This window comes from Arthrobacter sp. S41, from assembly GCF_004320535.1.
In the GTDB taxonomy this organism is placed as follows: domain Bacteria; phylum Actinomycetota; class Actinomycetes; order Actinomycetales; family Micrococcaceae; genus Glutamicibacter.
Genome location: NZ_SIHY01000001.1, coordinates 2,434,315 through 2,452,948, shown reverse-complemented (window position 1 = coordinate 2,452,948; position 18,634 = coordinate 2,434,315). Strand labels below are relative to the sequence as shown.

Sequence of the window (18,634 nt, the reverse complement as noted above, 5' to 3'; positions counted from 1 at the left end):
GTGCTATTCCTGCTCCTTCAGCTCTGGCAGCCACAACCGCGGATGGCGGTTACGGCTGAGTCGATGGTCGGCTTATGAGGTGCGAGTGTTCCGTTGGGTTGGTGGGCAAAAATTGAGAAGACCAGCAATCGCCCATCTTGGGTCACGGTCATTCCAGTTAGTGTGGCCACCCCGGTCAGCGATCCGGTTTTGGCGTGTACTAATCCAAGCGTAGATTCCTGACCTAAACGCTGCATCAGAGTTCCGCTATATCCGGCAACCGGCAGCGAATAAACCAACTCACGTAGTTCTGCTTTGGGACTGGTGGCTGCTGCGCGCAGCACTGCGGTCAGGGCTGCCGGCGAAATTTTATTATCGGCCGCCAGACCGCTGGTATCTCTTAATTCTGCGCCTTGCGCTCCGTGCTCCGCAGCGACATCTGCCACTGCTTGACCACTTTGTGCTGGTTCCAAACCACCCTTGATGGCGACCAAACGCCCCATGGTTTCGGCAATATAGTTATCGGAAACCAACAGCATATGTTTAATGATCTGACGCAGTGGCGCGGATTTCACTTCCGCAATCTGCTCACCGCCGTCATAGGCTCCGCGGCCACCTTCGTTGACCTTAACCGAGGCGCCTAGTTCTTTGCTGAACACCTTGCGTACTTGTTCGGCAGCATCAGATTGGTAGGCAGTGTCGGTGCTAAATCCGGCGCGTCCTGCATAGTGCGCTATCGGGTAGACCTCGGCAATGTTGTTTGAGGTGAACAAGGACTTGTCCCACGCGGAATTATTGTGGGCGTCACCAAACAAGGAGTCGTCAACCCACAAAGAGACTTCGCTGACCCCGCGAGATTTAAGTTCTTTGGCGGTCTGTTCGGCTAAGGTCGCTAATCCGGCGTAACCCTTGGCCTGGCTAGGATCAGACTTTCCATCCCCGAGCAGTACATCTCCCCCACCACGTAAGACCAGAGTGTTTCCGTCCAACAACACGGAGGTTGATAGTTGGCTATCGCCACCCAAGGTATCGAGGGCGGCGAGGGCAGTGACTACTTTCAGGCTCGAAGCTGGCGTACCTTTTGTGTCAGCGTTTCTGTCATAAAGAACATTTTGGCTGGCAACGTCGACAACTTGAGCATTAAAAGTGGTGCCGTCTGGATTATCGGCCAAGATGGCATCCAGTTGCGCGCCTAGTGCCGCCGAGTCCGGTACCGGGGCATTCGGATCAAGATCTGCCACCGCTGCGGGGTCTTCTTTTGCCGCTTGAGCACTAGCGGGAGTGTAAAACGCTTCAGGTTCTCCGGTGAAAAATCGAGGGGCCAACATCATGGCCAAAACCATGCCAATCACGGCCAGAACGACCACCCCCAGCGTAATCGCGCGTCGGGCGGCAGTGTTCATATGGTTACATTCCTCTCGAAGTTTTATCGAAGGGGCCCCAAGGGGCGATACGCTTATTATCGGATATCCCTAAGACTAGTTTAGGAGTGTGCTTTTCATGAGCCACGACGTGACCATCGAGATCCCTTCCGGATCACGCGTCAAGTACGAAATTGACCACGAGACCCACCGCTTGCGCCTGGATCGAGTGCTCTTCACTTCCATGCAGTACCCAACGCACTACGGTTACTTTGATGACACCTTGGGCGAAGACGGCGATCCATTGGATGCCCTAGTCTTCATCCCTGGTGTTGATCTGATCCCCGGTGTCATTGTTGAATCCCGCCCAATCGGCGTATTCAACATGACCGACGACGGTGGTGGAGATGCCAAGCTGTTGTGCGTTCCAGCCGACAAGCGCTTTGACCACATCAAGGAACTTGAGGACATTGACGAATGGCTGATCAAGGAGATCGAGCACTTCTTCACCCGTTACAAGGACCTGGAACCAGGCAAGTGGGTTAAGGCTGAAGGTTGGGAAGGTCGCGAAGCTGCTGAAGCTGAGTTGGCTCGCTCCATCGAGCGTTTTAAGGCCTAGTCACTAGACTTGAGCCGTAATGGCGGTGACCTCTTGGGGTCACCGCCATTTTTAACTTTCGGGGTCATCTTGGAAGACACGAAGTTCTTGCGCGCAGCGGCAAGCGGCAGCAAACTTTGCCGCCCAGAAAACCGCCTGCTCATAGGATGGGAGCTCTAACACCGCGTACCCTCCCTCAATCTGCGCAGTCTGCGGATAGGTGCCGGGATGGATGACCCTCTGCGCATCAACCATGACTGGCGCGATGCTCTCATCAATCCCTCCGCCAAACACCCAAACCCCTGCGGCCTTCGCTTCGCGTAAGACTTCATGGGCTGCCTGCGCCACCGCCTCCAAGTCCTCCTCAGGAAATTTCATGTCCGGGCTGGGAAATGAGATGAGGTACTTGGACATGTTTTCTCCTTGGGATAACGCCGCTATTTGCGCCTAGCGTAGTCCTGAGAACACGGCTGATACTAGGCTTCGGGAAGCAATCCGGTGAGAACGTCTTCTTGAGCGGAGACTTCCATGGTTTGCACATCGCGCAGCGTCTTTTCCAGAACCCGGCTTCGCGTACCTGCTGCGCTGACGGTGTTCTGTGCCGCGGAGAGTTGCTTGCCCAATTTGTCCCAGACATCTCCGTACTTACGGAATTCTTCCTTGGCTGCCGAGAGTACCTGCCACACTTCGCTGCTGCGTTTTTCAATGGCTAGGGTCCGGAAGCCCATTTGTAGCGAGTTGAGCAGACTCATCAGGGTGGTCGGGCCGGTGACCAAAACTCGGTGCTCGGTTTGTAGCTTGCTAGCTAAGCCCGGACTGCGAACAACTTCAGCGAAGAGCCCTTCGGTGGGCAGGTACATGATGGCAAAGTCGGTGCTGTAGGGCGGGGCGATGTACTTGCTGGAGATCAGTTTCGCCTGCTCGATAATTGCCCGGTCAAGCGCCTTGGCCGCAACGTCAGTTGCCGCCTTATCTCCCGATTCTTGGGCATCAAGCAACCGCTCATAATCTTCTTGGGGCAGCTTGGAATCGATAGGTAGATAGATGGTTCCTGCCTCACGTCCAGGCAAAATCACGGCAAACTCCACCACTTCACGGCTACCCGGAACAACCACAACGTTCTGCTCATATTGGTCTGCGGTCAGAATGTCTTCAAGCTGACGTGAGAGCTGAACTTCACCCCATGAACCACGGCTCTTCACATTGGTCAGTACACGCTTTAGTCCACCGACATCTTGGGCCAGAGACTGCATTTCGCCCAAACCCTGCTGGACCATTTCCAGTCGCTTGCTGACCAGCTCGAAGGATTCGCCCAGACGCTTCTCCAAGGTTCCCTGCAGCTTTTCATCCACGGTCTCGCGCATCTTCTCCAGCTTGGCCTCGTTACCCGCGCGCAACTTCTCCATCTCTTGCTGGAGTAGATGCTGGATCTGAATATGCCGGTTGGCGTTGGATTCGCTCATGGAGCTCAGCTTCACGTCAATCTCCGTGCGCACTTCACCCATGCCCTGGCGCAGTTCATTTCGCTGGGTCCCTAGCTCTTGGCGTAGCTCAGAGTTTCCGGCCCGCACCGAGTCCCGGATCTGGACTTCATCGTTGCCTGCCGTGCGGCGAATCAGCAGCAATGCGACACATGCCGTTGCGAGAATATTGAGGATGACGAGGACTAAAACCGCGATAATCATGAGCACCTATCCAGAAGCTATTGATCTGACGTACACCCAAGCTCTACCAGCATGCACCGACAGTTTGGGGTCATAATGGGTTCATGCATTTTTTGGTGACCGGCTTTGAGCCCTTTGGCAACGACCAGTTCAACGCCAGCGGCGAAGCCGTGCAGCTGCTTCCCGAACAAGTTGCTGGTCACCAAATCAGCACTGCCATCCTGCCGGTTTCATTCAAACGTTCAGGAGAGTGTCTCAAAGCGCTCCTGGCTGAACGTCAGCCGGACGTTCTGATCTGTGTGGGTGAGGCTGGCGGCCGAGCTGAAATCAGTATTGAAGTTCTGGGATTTAATGAGGATGATGCGCGCATTCCGGACAATGATGGCGCCCACCCTTCCATGGCGCCCATCATCCGTGGTGGAGAGCAAGTTCGAAGTGCAACCCTAGATCCCCAGCTAATCCTGGATGCGTTGCAAAAATCTGACCACGGCGCCTACCTTTCCGAGGATGCCGGAAGATTCGTTTGCAACCACGTCGCTTACCTTGCCTATGGGCAGGAAGTTCCTGCACTTTTTATCCATGTACCGGCACTTCGCCCCGAAGGGCAGAAAGCCACCGTGGGTGCCGAAACTGACGCAGGAGAAACTGCTACAAACGATAAGTTAGGTCCCGGCTATACCCTCACTGGACTAAGCGCCGCACTGACCGATGCGCTGTCGGCCCTGATCAGCCAGAACAAATAGACTACTGACATGATTCTCTTCACCCTGGACCTATTTGAGGCAACAGTTCTTTTGCTGTGGATTGCAGGAGTCATCTTCGTGGGCTGGGGCTACTTCTTGCATCGCTCAGCGAACCGCCTAATAATGCTGTTGGTGTCCCTATGCATTCCCGGATTTGGTATTTGCTACGCTGCCGTTCAGGCAGTTCAAAAACTCACCCTCAAGAAGAACTTGGGCTAGATCATGAACTCACCGACGCTTCGCTGGCTGGACTGATCCGGGGCTTGCCCGTTTCACGATCAAGGGTTAGCTCGTTCGCTAAACAGCCACCTTGTGCCATGCTTCCGCGATGGCCGGAAGCGCCTGCTCCAGTTCGACTCTTTCCTGGGCGAAGGGCAAGCGCAGATAGTGCTCCAAACCGTGGCCTTCCACAGCGAACGTAGAGCCCGGGGCGAGCAACACCGACTTGAGCTGGCGCGCCAAAGCACTAGATCGCGGCTGAGGTAATTGGCACCAGAGGCTCAGACCACCGGCTGGCTTGTTTGGTCTCCACGAAGGTAGCAATCGGTCCAGTTCATCAACCATCCAGTCCCGGTTTTCCCGCAAAGAATCTCGGGTGCTTTGCGCAAGGGTTGCGCCGGAATTCAGCAAATTAGCCAGCACTAACTGCTCCAGTACTGGCGCTCCCAAATCCATGCTCATGCGCGAGCGGGCTATTGCACCAGATAGATGCCTAGGCGTGCGCAACCAGCCCAAGCGAAGCCCGCCCCAGTGCGACTTGCTGGCGCTGCCGACGGTGATCAGGTTCTTGGAGAAAGCGGCCATGGGCAGTACCTCTGGCTCAGAATCAAGCCATAGTTCGGCGCAGGTTTCATCGATGATGCCAGTGGTTCCCGCGCGGTCTAGTTCTGCAGCCCAGCGCTCACGACGGACATCATCCAACAAGGTTCCGACGGGGTTATGGAAGTCCGGAAGGCATAGCATCACAGACGGAGACACCGCCTTCAGCGCCGCGGCGATCTGTTCTATATCGGAGCCATCTGGCCCAATGGGCACCTCGGCAGTGCGGGCACCGTGGGCTTTGAGCGCAAGTAATGAATTAGGGTAGGTCGGCGATTCAGCCAGCACACTTTGTCCGCGGGACATCACCGCACGCCCAGCGGCTGCTACCGAGGAGAGCGCACCAGAGGTGACAATGATCTGATCCGGCCCGGTGGGTAGACCTTTGCGCGTGTAGTAATCGGCCAAAGCCAGTCTTAACGGCTCAATACCCAGTGGGTAGTAACCCATGGTGGCGGCATATCTTGGCAACTGCTCTAGAGCTTTTTGGAACTCTTCGAGCATTCCCGTCGGAGCGTTCGGCGCCGCGCAGGTGAGATCAATTGCGGTACTGCCCGGCATCGGCCCAAAACCGCCTAGCGGCAATGGTTCGGCTCCACCTGCCACTGGTCCTCCAGGGATTTGTGCAACAGTTCCCGAGCCTTGGCGGGAGCTAGCGTAACCACATTCGCGTAGTTCAGAGTAGGCGCGTGAGACCGTGGTGCGGCTGAGCCCAAGCCGGCTCACCGCTTCTCGTTCACTGGGCAACACAGTTCCGTGCAGGATGCGCCCGCTGGCAATCAGCGAACGCAGGGTTTCAAAAAGCCACCGGTAAGCTGGCTGGGAAGAGTCTGCTGCTCCGAGCATGCTAGCGAGCGCAGCACCTGTGACGCGTCCCATAAGACCACCTCTTCAAAATTGGCTCTTTTTTCTATGTCCAATTTACCGGAGTATTTTATTCATGACCATCACTAACCTGACTCCGCGCCAACAGCTCGCCAGCGGACGTTTGCCACTGCGATTCTTTAACCTCTTTGTAGGTCTGTCCCTCTACGCATTAGCGATGGCCATGATCATCCGAGCGCAGCTGGGTGTGGATCCATGGGATGTGCTGCATCTGGGCATCGCGAATCATGTGCCATTGTCGCTGGGCACCATCATTATCCTAGTAGGCGCGCTGGTCTTGCTGGCCTGGATCCCCTTACGCCAATGGCCAGGACTGGGAACCATCGCCAACACGCTGTATCTCGGAATAGCACTGGACTTCTTCTTGCGCTTCCTGCCTGAAATCAACGGCCTTGGCTGGCAGATCCTCACCCTGGTGGTCGCGATCCTCGTCAATGGTCTAGGCGGAGCCCTCTACATCGGAAGTCACTTCGGCCCCGGCCCGCGCGATGGGCTGATGACCGGACTGCACCTGCGCACCGGACTGTCGCTTCGGCTGATCCGCACCGCGCTAGAACTGTCGGTATTGGGCATCGGCTGGCTGCTCGGTGGCCCGGTGGGCTTGGGCACAGTGGCCTACGCGGTCCTTATCGGACCGGCGACACAACTCTTTGTTTCACGTACTAGCGTGCGCTTGCCGCAACAGCAATAAGGTCAACGTGTCGCGCTGAACTCGCGACAAACCCGCCGACACAGGCAATACTGGAAATATGTTTGTCGTTGCGCTCAGCCCCCGACCCCGCTCGGTCACCGATGTTCTCGATGCCAGTGAGCAGTTGTGGCATCAGCTGGCGCAGGTTGATACCCACGCATCCTTCACCGCACTGAGCGGTCAACTATTGTTTGGTGTGCCCAAAGATCCTGAAGCAGCAGTGGATGCACTAATGCGCGTCACGAGGCTGAACTTCTGCAATATCGGGCTAGGCATTGGCAGCTTGTACGAGCCAGTGCCTACCGACGCGGACTTGGTTGAAGGTAAGGCCGCACGTCGTGCCCTGGGCGCTTTGGAAGCGGCCAGTCACCGTGGCGAGCGGGTACCCATTTGTGTCTCCTCAGGCAGCGAGCAGATGGATGCCGAGTTGGAAGGGCTACTGCGCATGCTCGGTCAATGGATCCGCACCCGCACCGAAGCCGAATGGTCGGTGGTGGACCTTCTCACCCCGGGAGTTCGTGGCCAGCAAAAAGCCGTGGCGGAAATCCTTGGTATTACCCCGCAGGCGGTGTCCGCCGCGATTGTGCGTTCGGGCTACAACGACGAACTCGGTGCCCGGGCAGCCATCGCCCGACTGCTGGAATTCACTGACCAGCTGTAGAACCCTGCGCGTGCTTTAGTTCGCGCTCTTTCCTTTTGCGCAGCCGACGCACTTCAGACTTGATTTGTTTTATCGGGATATAAAACGCTCCGAAAATGAAGAAAATGCCCATCAGGGCAGTCAACACCTTGAGGGATCCGTCGCGACCGTGCTCATCATCCGGTGTTGTAGCCACCGGCATGTTTTTTAATAGCTGGATCAAAGTACACCTGATCACTGATCTCATAAGCCGGGCAATCCGACTCTTCGCGGTCCCATGACGTCGCCCGCGTATATTTGGGCTCACCTCCGAGATGCTCGGACAGCCCTACATGGCAGGGCGAAGGATGCGAAACAACGTATCCGCGCTCAGGGCGCTGATATTGCCCTGAATCTGGAACCCCAATAATTGTGTATCCGAGTGCACCAAAACCCATGGCCAGAAACATCAGGCCGACAATGCACATCCAAAACACGTAAGCGACAAAGCCAAAAATTGCTTTTCACGTGGTGCGTTAGTCCTGAAGCAATCTTTCGAGAACGATTGCCAAACCGTCCTCGTCCACACCTTCGGTCACCGCGTCTGCTGCGTCCTTGACCTCATCCGGGGCTTGGCCCATGGCCACACCGTGGCCGGCCCACTGAAGCATTTCGATGTCATTGCGTCCATCACCGACGGCCAGGGAATCAGCCGAATCAAATTTGAGGATCGCGCGCAGACGTTCCAAACCACTGGCCTTGGTAGTTCCGTCGGCGGCGATATCAAGCCAAGCTGTCCAACCTACCGAGTAGGTCACCCCGGATAGTCCGAGCCCTTGAACGGCCTTGCCAAAGTCCTCGGCGGTATTGTCCGTTGAGAAAACAACAACGCGCACTGCCTTGTTGCTCAGCAGTTCTTCAAAATCTACTACCTTGGTTTCGGCGCCAAAGCTGGCGTCACCAAAAGTTTGGTTGGAAAGAAATTCGCCGCGCTCATTTTCTAGCGCGTACTTGGCCTTGGGCAGCTGCTTCCACAGGGCCTTGAGCGCCACCGAAGGATCAAAGACTTCGCGGTGGATCACTTCGACCTCACCGTTGCTGACCTTGGCCAACACTCCGCCATTGCTGACCACTACGTAGCCGTGATCGATGCCCAGCTCTTCCATCACTGGAAGCGCGGCCCCGAGGGAACGGCCGGTGGAAATAACCACCTCATGGCCTTGCTCCACTACCGCTCGGGCTGCTTCGCGTACCCGCTGGCTCATCTGTCCCTGATGGTTGACGATCGTTCCGTCCACATCAAGGCAAATCATCATTTTCTGCTTATCTAGTCGGTCGTCGTTGCCGATCTTTGTCATAACTGTCATAGCTCAAGTTAACCATCACCACCATATTTTCGCGATGACCCAAGGCACAGGGGAACCTGAATAGCTGGTTAAATGCAGTTGCCGGTCACCCTGAGCGGATGGCCGGCAACTAGTTGAGCCCTGATTTACTTGAGGACTTCGAGTCCGCCAAGGTAAGGCTGCAGGGCCTTTGGTACGTTGACCGAACCGTCTGCGTTCTGGTGGTTTTCCAGAATCGCTACGATCCAGCGGGTGGTAGCCAAGGTGCCGTTCAGGGTAGCTACTGCACGGGTCTTGCCTGGCTTGCCGTCAATGATTTCACGTTCGCGAATGTTCAGGCGGCGGGCCTGGAAAGTGGTGCAATTTGAGGTGGAGGTCAGCTCGCGGTAAGCGTCCTGGGTAGGAACCCAAGCTTCACAGTCGAACTTGCGGGCAGCGCTCATGCCGAGGTCGCCAGCGGCGGTATCGATCACGCGGTAAGGAAGTTCCATGCGTCCAAGCATTTCTTCTTCCATAGCCAACAGGTTCTTGTGCTCAGCTTCAGCGTTCTCAACGCTGGTGTAAGTGAACATCTCCAACTTGTTGAACTGGTGCACTCGGATGATGCCGCGAGTGTCCTTGCCAGCCGAACCAGCTTCACGGCGGTAGCACGAGGACCAGCCAGCGTAGCGGATTGGGCCTTCGGACAGATCCAGGATCTCGTCCGAGTGGTAACCGGCCAAGGCCACCTCAGAGGTGCCAACCAGGTACATGTTGTCACGCTCGAGCTTGTAGATCTCGTCGTCGTGGGCCACGTCGAAGCCGGTGCCCTGCATGGTTTCGGGACGAACCAAGGTCGGGGTGATCATCGGAGTGAAGCCGCGCTCCAACGCCACGTCCAGGGCCATGTTCATCATCGCGATTTCCAGGCGGGCGCCGATGCCCTTGAGGAAGTAGAAACGCGAGCCAGATACCTTGGCACCACGTTCCATGTCGATGGCGCCAAGCTTCTCACCGATCTGCAGGTGGTCCAGCGGTTCAAAGCCTTCAGCCTTGAAGTCGCGGATGGTACCCACATGCTTTACGACGGTGAAGTCGTCTTCTCCGCCGGCAGGGATGCCGTCGATGATCAGGTTAGGGATCAGGCGCTGCAGTTCGGTGCACTTGGCAGATGCCTCATCAGACTGAGCCTGAGCAGACTTGACCGAAGCGGCCAGCTCTTTGACCTCGGCCAGCAGCGCAGAGCGCTCCTCGCCTTTGGCCTGGCCGACCTTCTTAGAGAACGCATTCTGCTCGGCACGCAGGCGTTCGTAGGTGGCAATGGTTTCACGACGTGCCGTGTCAGCTGACAAAAGCTGGTCAATTAACGACTCGTCGGCACCGCGCGCGCGTTGCGAGGCACGGTACAAATCCGGATTTTCGGTGAGCATTTTCAGGTCGATCACACGTTAAGCGTAGCAATCATGAGTACGATGAAAGCACTATGCAGACAAATCGTGTGATCGTTTTCTCTGCCGTGGCCGCTGCAGCTGCCGCCGCGGCAACCAGTTGGTACTCGGTGCGTAAGCTTTCGCACTACCGAAAGCCATCAACTAATCAGCCCGTTGCGGCCGAACAGGCCAGCCCCGGCAAGGTGGCACTTGTCATCAATCCATCCAAGTCAGGCGCTGAAGAAGCACAGCAGGCTGTGGAGCGTGTTTGTGCTGAAGCCGGCGTTGAAGCGCCTCTAGTTTTGCACACCACCAAGGAGAACGCAGGCCAAGATGCGGCCCGCGAAGCTTTGGATGCGCAATGCGACACAATTATTGCCGCAGGCGGTGACGGAACGATTCGTGCTGTCGCAGAAGTACTTGAAGGCACCGAAGCTACGCTTGGTGTGCTTCCGCTAGGCACCGGTAACCTGTTGGCGCGCAATGTGGATATCCCACTAGATGACCTGCACACCGCAGCCTTGGCCGCAGTGCGTGGCATGGTCCGCCGAATCGATGTGGGTCATATGAAGCTGAAGCTGCTTGATGGCACTCAAGCTGACCACGCATTCTTGGTGATTGCCGGAGTCGGCACCGACGCAGATCTTTTTGATGACACCAACGAAGAACTGAAATCCAAAGTTGGCTGGCTAGCTTACTCAGAAGCTGGCCTGCGCCAGTTGCCCGGGAAGCGCAAGAAGATCAACTTCAAACTTGATGGTGATGAAAACTGGCAGAACCGTAAGGTTCGCTCGGTGCTCTTTGCCAACTGCGGCAAGTTGCAGGGACTGGATTTTGTACCGGATGCCAAGATTGATGACGGTGTGTTGGACGCCGTGATTCTTTCACCACGTTCGGCCGCTGGCTGGATGTGGATCTTGCTCAAGACCGCATTCCGCGCCAAGAACAAGATCCCGGTCATGAGCTTCTACCAAACACCAGGTATCGCCTTGCGTTGTACTGAGCCAATGAATACTCAGATCGACGGGGATCCCACTGGCCAGGTCAACGAGCTGGAAGTAAGCATTTCGCCTAGTTCACTGCGCCTGCGCACCCCATAAGCGCGAGCCCCAAAGGGTTAAGCGAAGGACCAATCAGTTCTGAACTGATTGGTCCTTCGCTTTATTTTTTTGCAAGACGTGATGCTTAGAGTCGGTCGCGCAGCGACTGAACCCAAGCGCGAGCCTGACTAAAGGCCTCATCAGAATTGTGCGTGTCCACAAAGGGTTGTGTGCCTTCGGCCGCCGGGTAGGAACCGAGGAAGCGCATTTCTGGACACAGTCGGTGAAGCCCAGAGAAGGCCGCGGCGACTCGTTCATCCGCAACGTGCCCCTGGATATCCACGGAGAAGAAGTACTGCCCCATACCCTTGCCGGTGGGGCGCGACTCAATGCGGGAAAGGTTCACTCCGCGTGCGGTGAACTGTTCCAAGATTTCCATCAGCGCACCGGGTCGGTCTTCGGTCAGTGGCAAGATCAGCGTGGACTTATCCACGCCGGCCGGTGCGGGGATCTTTCCCGGGCGGGTGACCAGAATAAAGCGGGTGACCGCTCCAATATTGTCTTCTACCCCGCTCACCAAGACGTTCAGCCCCCGCTCTTGGGCCACCAGCGGGTTGCAGATCGCTGCATCGTGCTGCGGTTCGTCGTCTGCTAGGGCCAAGGCCGCCGCAGCGGTAGACGAGGCCGGGGTGAAGGCCGCGCCGGGGATATTGGCTTCTGCCCATAACCGGCACTGTGCCCACGCATGTCCATGGGTGGAGATGAGGCGGATTTGATCCAGCTGCGTGATGCCTGGGCGCACGGCCAGCACAAAGCTGATTGGCACCAGGACTTCGGCAATGATCTGCAATGCCTCGCCCTGAGCAATGGCGTCCAGTGTGGCTGAGACGCCACCTTCAACCGAATTTTCGATTGGCACCATCGCAGCATCAGCACTGCCATCTCGCACCATGGCTAGGGCAACATTGACATTCGCAGCGGGGAGTCGCTGTGAATCAAGTGCCCCGGGAACCTGCAGCAGCGCCGACTCGGTGAAGGTGCCGGCAGGTCCCAGATACGCGTATTTCATCGGACGGTAGGCTCCTGACCGTTCTCCGCTTCCATTGGCAGTCCAGCTTCGATCCATGCATCGGATCCACCGGCGATATTAAACGCGGTGTACCCCATACCGGTCAGCCATGCTGCGGCCTGGGCGGAACGTCCACCGGTACGGCAGATCACGTAGGTGTCTACGTCTGGGTCCAATTCGCCAACGCGCTCCGGCAGGGTGCCCAGCACAACGTGGGTGGCGCCGGTAGCGTGGCCAGCTTCCCACTCAAAGTCTTCGCGAACGTCGAGGATGAAGGCATCCTTAGGGACATCATTGACGGTAACAGTCTCAAAATCGCTCATGGCTAGCATTCCTCACTCATAGGGTGTTTGCTTATAAGACTAGTCATTTCCTGCGTCGAAAGCTGACATGTTTCCCTCCAGCGCCCTGAAATTGCGTGACGACTTGGCCCGCGGTGAGCTTTCAAGCCGTGAGCTCACCGAGCACTACCTCAATCGCATTGAACAGCAACAAGACTTGGGCGCTTTTGTACACGTTGCACAAGATGCCATGGCTCAGGCCAAGGCAGCCGACGAGGCGCAGGTGCGCGGTGAGTTGGGACACCTGCACGGCTTGCCGACCGCGTTTAAGGATCTTAATGATGTGGCGGGAATGCCCACCACTTATGGATCAGCGGCCATCGATCACCCGGTAGCCAGCAGAGATCATTCGCTAGTTGAGCGTCTGCGTGCTGAAGGTGTAGTCATTCTGGGCAAAACGCAGGTGCCCGAATTTGGGTTGAGCAGCCATTCAGAAAATTTGGTGGGTGCCCCCTCGCGTAATCCATTTGATCCACAACGCTCCTCGGGCGGTTCATCGGGCGGACAAGCTGCTGCGGTGGCTGCGGGGATGATTCCGGTAGGTGCAGGCTCCGATGGTGGAGGTTCGGTACGTATTCCCGCCGCAGCCTGCGGACTGATTGGTCTCAAGCCGTCGCTGGGTCGAGTTCCCTCGGATGTGTTGGACGGTTATGTTGATCCGCTGGGTGCTCCAAAGCTCGCAGTCTCCGGGCCGTTGGCCAACGATGCACTAGATGCTGCGCTATTGCTTGACGCGATGCGCGGCAAGGACCACTATCTGCCACTGTTGCAAGGTAGCTACCCACAGAGGCTGAACGGGCTGAACATCGGCTTCAGCACCCACTCGCCCTTTGAATCGGTGTACAACATCTCGCTCTCGCCCGAAGCGCGCACCGCCTTTGAGCAAGGGCTCAAACTGCTTGGAGAACGCCATCGAGTCCATCCAGCCCAGTTGGAATACGCCTCGGACTACCCAGAAACCTTTGCCACGGTGTGGACCAATGGGCTGAAAAACGTTCCGGTCAACAACGAGTCCATGCTGGGCGAATTGGCTCGGGACTTCCGCCGCCGGGCCGCAGCACGCTCACTGGAACAGAACTTGCAAGGCAGCTCCCGGCTCAAGGCGATCGCGGCGGACTTTGTGCGCCAGTGGTCTGCCTATGACGTCATTGCTACTCCGGCCATGGCCACCATTCCGCCGCTGATCGGGCACTATACACAGGCCGGTGCGGATCATGATTATATGTTGCAGTGCCAGTACACCCCGTACACCTCCATGGTGAACGTCGCCTCAGTTGCTGCCATCACCATTCCGGTCACCACCACCTCCGATGGGTTACCTATGAGTATTCAGCTGATTTCTCCACGTTCTGACGAAGGACTTTTGCTGGCACTGGCCGCCCAGATGCAGCTGTGAGCTTTGACATATAAGTAGGTACTCGCGTGGGCAAAAGCGAAAAATATTACGTATGTCTACTGCAACAACGAGCACTTCTAACACCGGAAGGGCCTTCTTTGGTCACCCCGGTGCGCTCGCAAGCCTATTCAGCGTGGAAATGTGGGAGCGATTCTCTTTCTACGGCATGCAGGGCTTGCTGGCTTACTACATGTACTACAAGGTCACCGACGGTGGCTTGGGAATGGATCAGGGCCTAGCCCTGTCCCTGGTCGGCGCCTACGGTGGCGCTGTTTACCTATCCACCATCTTGGGCGCATGGCTCTCTGACCGTCTTTTCGGTTCCGAGCGTGTGTTGTTCTTCTCGGCCATCGGCATCATGATCGGCCACATTGCCTTGGCACTGCTGCCCGGTTACGTGGGCCTGATCATTGGTCTGATTCTGGTTGCTATCGGTTCCGGCGGCCTAAAGGCCAACGCCGTGGCCCTGGTTGGCTCACTCTATGCCAAGGATGATCCACGCATTGATGCTGGCTTCTCCCTGTTCTACATGGGTGTGAACATCGGTGGCCTGATTGGCCCACTACTGACCGGTTGGCTCCAGGTGACCTACGGTTTCCACATCGGTTTCGGCGCAGCCGCCATCGGCATGGCCATCGGCTTGGGTATCTACGCTGCCGGACGCAAGAAGCTTCCTGCTGGCGGGAACATCCCAAATAACCCGTTGCCTGCCTCCGAGCGCAAGCGCTACGTGGTCATCTTTGCGGCCGTACTGATTCTGATCATTGCCGCATTCGTGACCAAGATTGTCACCCCAGAAAACCTGGCGAGCACCATCGCCTACGTGGTTATCGTGGCTTCGGCCGTCTACTTTGCACTGATCCTGCGTAGCAACAAGGTCAATCCGACCGAACGCAAGCAGGTCTGGGCGTTCATTCCGTTCTACATTGGTTCGGCTGCCTTCTGGGCACTGTTCCAGCAGCAGTTCACCTTTATCGCTGCGTACTCGGATCAGCGGCTTGACCGTCACTTGGGTAGCTGGGAAATGCCACCAAGCTGGGTTACTTCCATCAACCCGGTCTTCATCATCGTTTTTGCTGGCATCTTTGCAGCGCTGTGGACCAAGCTGGGTAAGCGTCAGCCACACACTGCCATCAAGTTCGGCTTGGCTTTGGTGATTGTGGGTGCTGCTTTCCTATGCTTCATCCCACTGGAATCCTTCGCTAAAACTCCACTGTTGGCCATGGTCGGAATTTTGCTGCTGTGCACCTTTGCTGAGCTCTTGCTCTCGCCAGTGGGTCAGGCAATTGCTACCAAGCTGGCTCCGGCCGCGTTTGGCACGCAGATGATCGCGTTGTTCTTCCTGTCGGTTTCGCTGGGCACCACCCTTTCGGGTGTGCTTGCCGGTTACTACACTCCGGGCAACGAGATCCCTTACTTTATCGCCATGGGCGGCACGGCCGTCGTCTTGGGCGTAGCCATGATGGCTGCGACCCCAGGGCTAAAGAAGCTGATGGGTTCAATTCACTAACCCATCGTTTCCTTGACTGCAGGCCTCCACCTTGGTGGAGGCCTGCAGTGTTTAACGCAAAACCAGCAGGTCGCCAATTTCGCAGTTCAGTGCCTGACAGATCGATATCAGGGTGGAAAATCTGATGGCCTTGGCACGATCGTTTTTAAGGATGGATAGGTTAACCGCCGACACGTCTACAAGTTCGCTGAGCTGCACTAGGGTCAGTTGTTGCTCAGCCAAAATCTCACCGAGTCTACAATGAACGCGCTTAAGCTGCATAGATCTAAACCAGTCCTTCTTGATCTTGCTGAAGCTGCCTATTTTCGTTGGTCAGCCGGATGCCCACGGCGACCAGTTCAACAACTACCAAGATCACTAGGGCCATAAAGATCTCGGAAAATTCGATGTTCAGCGCAAAGGTAGGTTCCGGCCAAGGAGCCGATACCGAGGAGATACCGTCGGTGGAGAAGCCATCCACCCGCAGTGTTTCCTCGCCGGCTCGGCTTGCGCCGATGCCGTTGAGCACCTGACCTAGGAAGCTAGCAATACCAAGGACAAACGCTACTCGATAACCCAACCGGCGCAGTGATTTCGTGAACGGTTCTGCCGAGGTGACCCGTCGGCATAATGTCGCAACGCCTAACAGCACCGCAACAGTGGCGCTGGTTTGGAACAGCACTCCGGCGGTGAGCAGAATCTTCGTTGGCCACGAGAGCGCGTCACTGAAGATCTGAACCTCGGTAATCTGCGCATCTACCGTGGCAAAATCTTTCGGCTCTACATCGGTGATTTTTGGATGCTCCGGCCAGTAGGGTTGCACCGGCACACTGACCGGAACGTTTGCCCCGCCAAGAGTCTGGATCATCAACCAGAGGCCCACACCGCTGAGGATTATCGCCATCAGCAGGGCCACAATGTGCACGACTCGTGTAACGCCAGACAGGGTTGGACTGCGACGCACAACAAGCAAAACGATCAGGGCTGCGAGCACCAGAATCAGCATTAAGACCACAAGAGAAGCAACCTGGAACATCTGAAACCTATCGATAGTCGTTAACAACGAATATCGATAGGGTAGAGCAAGGAATCAGCTAAGGCAATGGCTTACGCGTAGTCGAGAAGTGGGGAAAAGTCCGCGTTCTGGTTAATAGTGTTGTAACTATCCACCGAAAACCAGATGACCCAGATGATCAATGCGTAGAGCAAAACCGCGAGAACAAGCCCAATCCATGACAAAATCAGCCCTGCAAGGGCCAGTGCGCGACTTGCGGGTTCACGACGATAACCCAGATGACCGGTGATGACACCGGCGAGTGGAACTAGGATGAGAGTACAGAAGCCAAGCATCGAAAGGATGCCCAGCACCAAAGAGGCCACGGACAAACCGCTGGACTCACGCGGGGCCTGGTATGGATTCTGTGGATACGGGTAATAGCTCATCGTTTTCCATTGTTCTACGAACCCATACGAATTGCACAAATGAATGAGGGGACTCCCATGGCTCACGAACGCGCCGGACAGCCGGCCATCGAAGCAGACCTAATTGATCTGGCGGCCGTACTCGACGCGTACAGCGCGATCGTTCCTTCCAGCGATAACCCTGACCAGGCAGTCATCTTCGGTACCTCAGGACACCGCGGTACCTCGCTGAACGGTACCTTCAACGAAGCACACATCGCAGCCATCACGCAGGCTGTTGTGGACTACCGAGTGGGCGCAGGGATCACCGGGCCAATGTACGTGGGCAAGGACAGCCACGCGCTCTCTGAGCCTGCCTACCAGACCGTCTTGGAGGTCTTGGCTGGGAACAACGTTGAGGTATTGGCCGAAGCTGGTCTGACCCCGACCCCGGCTGTCAGCCACGCAATCCTCGTACACAATGCCGAGGGTAAGGATCAGTCCGATGGCCTGATCATCACGCCATCGCACAACCCACCCAACGACGGTGGCATCAAGTACAACCCACCTCACGGCGGTCCGGCAGAATCCGAAATCACCGGACCAATCGCTGCACGCGCCAATGAGCTGTTGGCCAGCGGCGAGATCAAGCGAGGCGAAGCGGCAGCGAAGCCTTTTGACTTCCGCGAAATGTACATCACGGATCTGGCTGAGGTCATCGACTTTAAGATCATCGCAGACTCAGGAATCTCCATCGGCGCTGACCCACTCGGTGGTGCTTCGGTGCACTACTGGGGTGAAATTGGACGCCGTTACGGCCTGAACTTGGAAGTAGTCAACGAAGGTGTTGACCCTCGTTTTGGCTTCATGACCCTGGATAAAGATGGCAAGATCCGCATGGACTGCTCTTCGCCACATGCCATGGCCTCCTTGGTAGCCAACCGCGAGAAGTACGACATCGCTACCGGCAATGATGCGGACGCAGACCGCCACGGCATCGTCACCCCGGACGCAGGGTTGATGAACCCGAACCATTTCTTGGCCGTAGCCATCGACTACCTACTGACCCACCGTAAAAACTGGCCAGCAGACGCCGAGATCGGAAAGACCTTGGTCTCGTCGGTACTCATCGACAAGGTAGTGGCCTCCCATGGTCGAACCCTGCGCGAAGTACCGGTTGGATTTAAGTACTTTGTTGAACCATTAGCCTCAGGCAAGGTGGCCTTCTGTGGCGAGGAGTCCGCTGGTGCGAGCTTCTTGGATCTCTCGGGCAAGGCATTTAGCACCGACAAGGATGGGCTGATGCTCGCCTTGCTGGCTAGCGAGATGCGCGCCGTCACCGGCAAGAGCCCTAGCCAGTTGCACGCGCAGCTGGTGGAACGCCACGGCGGAAGCTTCTACGACCGCTTTGATGCCCCGGCTACCCGCGCGCAGAAAGCCGTGCTGTCCAAGCTGGATCCGTCGATGGTCTCTGCCACCGAATTGGCTGGCGACGCGATCACCTCCAAGGTGACCGAAGCTGCCGGTTTTGCCATTGGTGGACTGAAGGTTTCCAGCGAGCACGCATGGTTCGCGGCACGCCCCTCGGGCACCGAAGACATCTACAAGATTTATGCAGAATCAACTAAGTCAGCAGATCACCTGCAGCAAGTGCTTGCAGAAGCTCGAGTGATTGTTGATGCTGCTCTAGCGTAAACCAAAGAGTAGTTACCCTAGTGGTGGCCCGGTCGCGGAGAATTCCGATGCGACCGGGCCACTGCTAGTTTGGGGTGATTGATCATTAG

The 18,634-nt window shown here is 56.6% G+C and carries 21 protein-coding genes; 9 read left to right on the top strand and 12 right to left on the bottom strand.

What is annotated here, in order from left to right:
• Window positions 1-17 precede the first annotated feature (17 nt).
• Window positions 18-1,382 carry a D-alanyl-D-alanine carboxypeptidase/D-alanyl-D-alanine-endopeptidase gene (gene dacB / locus EYR88_RS11260; RefSeq protein WP_131089725.1) on the bottom strand — a complete coding sequence of 455 codons (1,365 nt, stop codon included), beginning with the start codon at window positions 1,380-1,382 and terminating at the stop codon, window positions 18-20.
• Between the two features lie 97 nt (window positions 1,383-1,479).
• Here dacB and EYR88_RS11255 point away from each other — a divergent pair, with 97 nt between their 5' ends.
• On the top strand, window positions 1,480-1,959 hold the full coding sequence (locus tag EYR88_RS11255) for an inorganic diphosphatase (RefSeq protein ID WP_131089724.1): 480 nt from the start codon (window positions 1,480-1,482) through the stop codon (window positions 1,957-1,959).
• Between the two features lie 51 nt (window positions 1,960-2,010).
• Here EYR88_RS11255 and EYR88_RS11250 read toward each other — a convergent pair whose 3' ends face one another.
• Both EYR88_RS11250 and rmuC read right to left on the bottom strand, forming a co-directional pair.
• Entirely contained in the window at window positions 2,011-2,352 is a 342-nt protein-coding gene (locus EYR88_RS11250; protein WP_131089723.1) for a YciI family protein, read from the bottom strand.
• A gap of 62 nt (window positions 2,353-2,414) precedes the next feature.
• Window positions 2,415-3,623 (bottom strand): DNA recombination protein RmuC, encoded by a 1,209-nt coding sequence (gene rmuC / locus EYR88_RS11245; RefSeq protein ID WP_131089722.1) that lies wholly within the window; start codon window positions 3,621-3,623, stop codon window positions 2,415-2,417.
• A gap of 83 nt (window positions 3,624-3,706) precedes the next feature.
• Here rmuC and EYR88_RS11240 point away from each other — a divergent pair, with 83 nt between their 5' ends.
• Both EYR88_RS11240 and EYR88_RS11235 read left to right on the top strand, forming a co-directional pair.
• Window positions 3,707-4,345, top strand: coding sequence for a pyroglutamyl-peptidase I (locus EYR88_RS11240; protein ID WP_131089721.1), 639 nt, complete (start codon window positions 3,707-3,709; stop codon window positions 4,343-4,345).
• A gap of 9 nt (window positions 4,346-4,354) precedes the next feature.
• The gene (locus EYR88_RS11235) at window positions 4,355-4,564 is read left to right on the top strand and encodes a hypothetical protein (RefSeq protein ID WP_131089720.1); all 210 of its coding nucleotides are present in this window, start codon (window positions 4,355-4,357) and stop codon (window positions 4,562-4,564) included.
• 78 nt (window positions 4,565-4,642) lie between these two features.
• Here the strand turns inward: EYR88_RS11235 and EYR88_RS11230 are convergent, their stop codons facing one another.
• Window positions 4,643-6,043 (bottom strand): PLP-dependent aminotransferase family protein, encoded by a 1,401-nt coding sequence (locus EYR88_RS11230; protein WP_131089719.1) that lies wholly within the window; start codon window positions 6,041-6,043, stop codon window positions 4,643-4,645.
• 61 nt (window positions 6,044-6,104) lie between these two features.
• Here EYR88_RS11230 and EYR88_RS11225 point away from each other — a divergent pair, with 61 nt between their 5' ends.
• Both EYR88_RS11225 and EYR88_RS11220 read left to right on the top strand, forming a co-directional pair.
• Window positions 6,105-6,740 (top strand): hypothetical protein, encoded by a 636-nt coding sequence (locus EYR88_RS11225; RefSeq protein ID WP_131089718.1) that lies wholly within the window; start codon window positions 6,105-6,107, stop codon window positions 6,738-6,740.
• Window positions 6,741-6,798: 58 nt separating this feature from the next.
• Window positions 6,799-7,401 (top strand): hypothetical protein, encoded by a 603-nt coding sequence (locus EYR88_RS11220; protein ID WP_131089717.1) that lies wholly within the window; start codon window positions 6,799-6,801, stop codon window positions 7,399-7,401.
• On the opposite strand, the gene EYR88_RS11215 is transcribed toward EYR88_RS11220, so the two are convergent.
• From EYR88_RS11215 to serS, 3 genes are all read right to left on the bottom strand, one after another.
• Window positions 7,385-7,603, bottom strand: coding sequence for a hypothetical protein (locus EYR88_RS11215; RefSeq protein ID WP_131089716.1), 219 nt, complete (start codon window positions 7,601-7,603; stop codon window positions 7,385-7,387). The genes EYR88_RS11220 and EYR88_RS11215 overlap by 17 nt on opposite strands.
• Before the next feature lie 292 nt (window positions 7,604-7,895).
• Window positions 7,896-8,726, bottom strand: coding sequence for an HAD family hydrolase (locus EYR88_RS11210; protein WP_131089715.1), 831 nt, complete (start codon window positions 8,724-8,726; stop codon window positions 7,896-7,898).
• A gap of 125 nt (window positions 8,727-8,851) precedes the next feature.
• Window positions 8,852-10,129, bottom strand: coding sequence for a serine--tRNA ligase (serS, locus tag EYR88_RS11205; protein WP_131089714.1), 1,278 nt, complete (start codon window positions 10,127-10,129; stop codon window positions 8,852-8,854).
• A gap of 38 nt (window positions 10,130-10,167) precedes the next feature.
• Between serS and EYR88_RS11200 the strand changes: the two genes are divergently transcribed.
• Window positions 10,168-11,214 carry a diacylglycerol kinase family protein gene (locus EYR88_RS11200; RefSeq protein ID WP_131089713.1) on the top strand — a complete coding sequence of 349 codons (1,047 nt, stop codon included), beginning with the start codon at window positions 10,168-10,170 and terminating at the stop codon, window positions 11,212-11,214.
• A gap of 85 nt (window positions 11,215-11,299) precedes the next feature.
• On the opposite strand, the gene pheA is transcribed toward EYR88_RS11200, so the two are convergent.
• Together pheA and EYR88_RS11190 are read right to left on the bottom strand one after the other, a co-directional pair.
• The gene (gene pheA, locus EYR88_RS11195; RefSeq protein ID WP_131089712.1) at window positions 11,300-12,223 is read right to left on the bottom strand and encodes a prephenate dehydratase; all 924 of its coding nucleotides are present in this window, start codon (window positions 12,221-12,223) and stop codon (window positions 11,300-11,302) included.
• A complete protein-coding gene (locus EYR88_RS11190) occupies window positions 12,220-12,546 on the bottom strand; it encodes a rhodanese-like domain-containing protein (protein ID WP_131089711.1) in 327 nt (108 codons plus the stop codon). The genes pheA and EYR88_RS11190 overlap by 4 nt, the downstream gene beginning before the upstream one ends.
• 67 nt (window positions 12,547-12,613) lie before the next feature.
• On the opposite strand from EYR88_RS11190, the gene EYR88_RS11185 reads away from it, so the two are divergent.
• Entirely contained in the window at window positions 12,614-13,960 is a 1,347-nt protein-coding gene (locus EYR88_RS11185; protein ID WP_131089710.1) for an amidase, read from the top strand.
• Between the two features lie 52 nt (window positions 13,961-14,012).
• Window positions 14,013-15,470 (top strand): peptide MFS transporter, encoded by a 1,458-nt coding sequence (locus tag EYR88_RS11180; RefSeq protein WP_131089709.1) that lies wholly within the window; start codon window positions 14,013-14,015, stop codon window positions 15,468-15,470.
• Window positions 15,471-15,521: 51 nt separating this feature from the next.
• Here the strand turns inward: EYR88_RS11180 and EYR88_RS11175 are convergent, their stop codons facing one another.
• The 3 genes from EYR88_RS11175 to EYR88_RS11165 all read right to left on the bottom strand — a co-directional run bounded on the left by EYR88_RS11175 (window position 15,522) and on the right by EYR88_RS11165 (window position 16,892).
• Entirely contained in the window at window positions 15,522-15,731 is a 210-nt protein-coding gene (locus tag EYR88_RS11175) for a helix-turn-helix domain-containing protein (RefSeq protein ID WP_131089708.1), read from the bottom strand.
• A 4-nt stretch (window positions 15,732-15,735) separates the two neighbouring features.
• Window positions 15,736-16,485 carry a hypothetical protein gene (locus EYR88_RS11170; protein WP_131089707.1) on the bottom strand — a complete coding sequence of 250 codons (750 nt, stop codon included), beginning with the start codon at window positions 16,483-16,485 and terminating at the stop codon, window positions 15,736-15,738.
• A 71-nt stretch (window positions 16,486-16,556) separates the two neighbouring features.
• On the bottom strand, window positions 16,557-16,892 hold the full coding sequence (locus EYR88_RS11165; protein WP_131089706.1) for a DUF4190 domain-containing protein: 336 nt from the start codon (window positions 16,890-16,892) through the stop codon (window positions 16,557-16,559).
• 57 nt (window positions 16,893-16,949) lie between these two features.
• Here EYR88_RS11165 and pgm point away from each other — a divergent pair, with 57 nt between their 5' ends.
• On the top strand, window positions 16,950-18,545 hold the full coding sequence (gene pgm / locus EYR88_RS11160) for a phosphoglucomutase (alpha-D-glucose-1,6-bisphosphate-dependent) (protein ID WP_131089705.1): 1,596 nt from the start codon (window positions 16,950-16,952) through the stop codon (window positions 18,543-18,545).
• Window positions 18,546-18,634 lie beyond the last annotated feature (89 nt).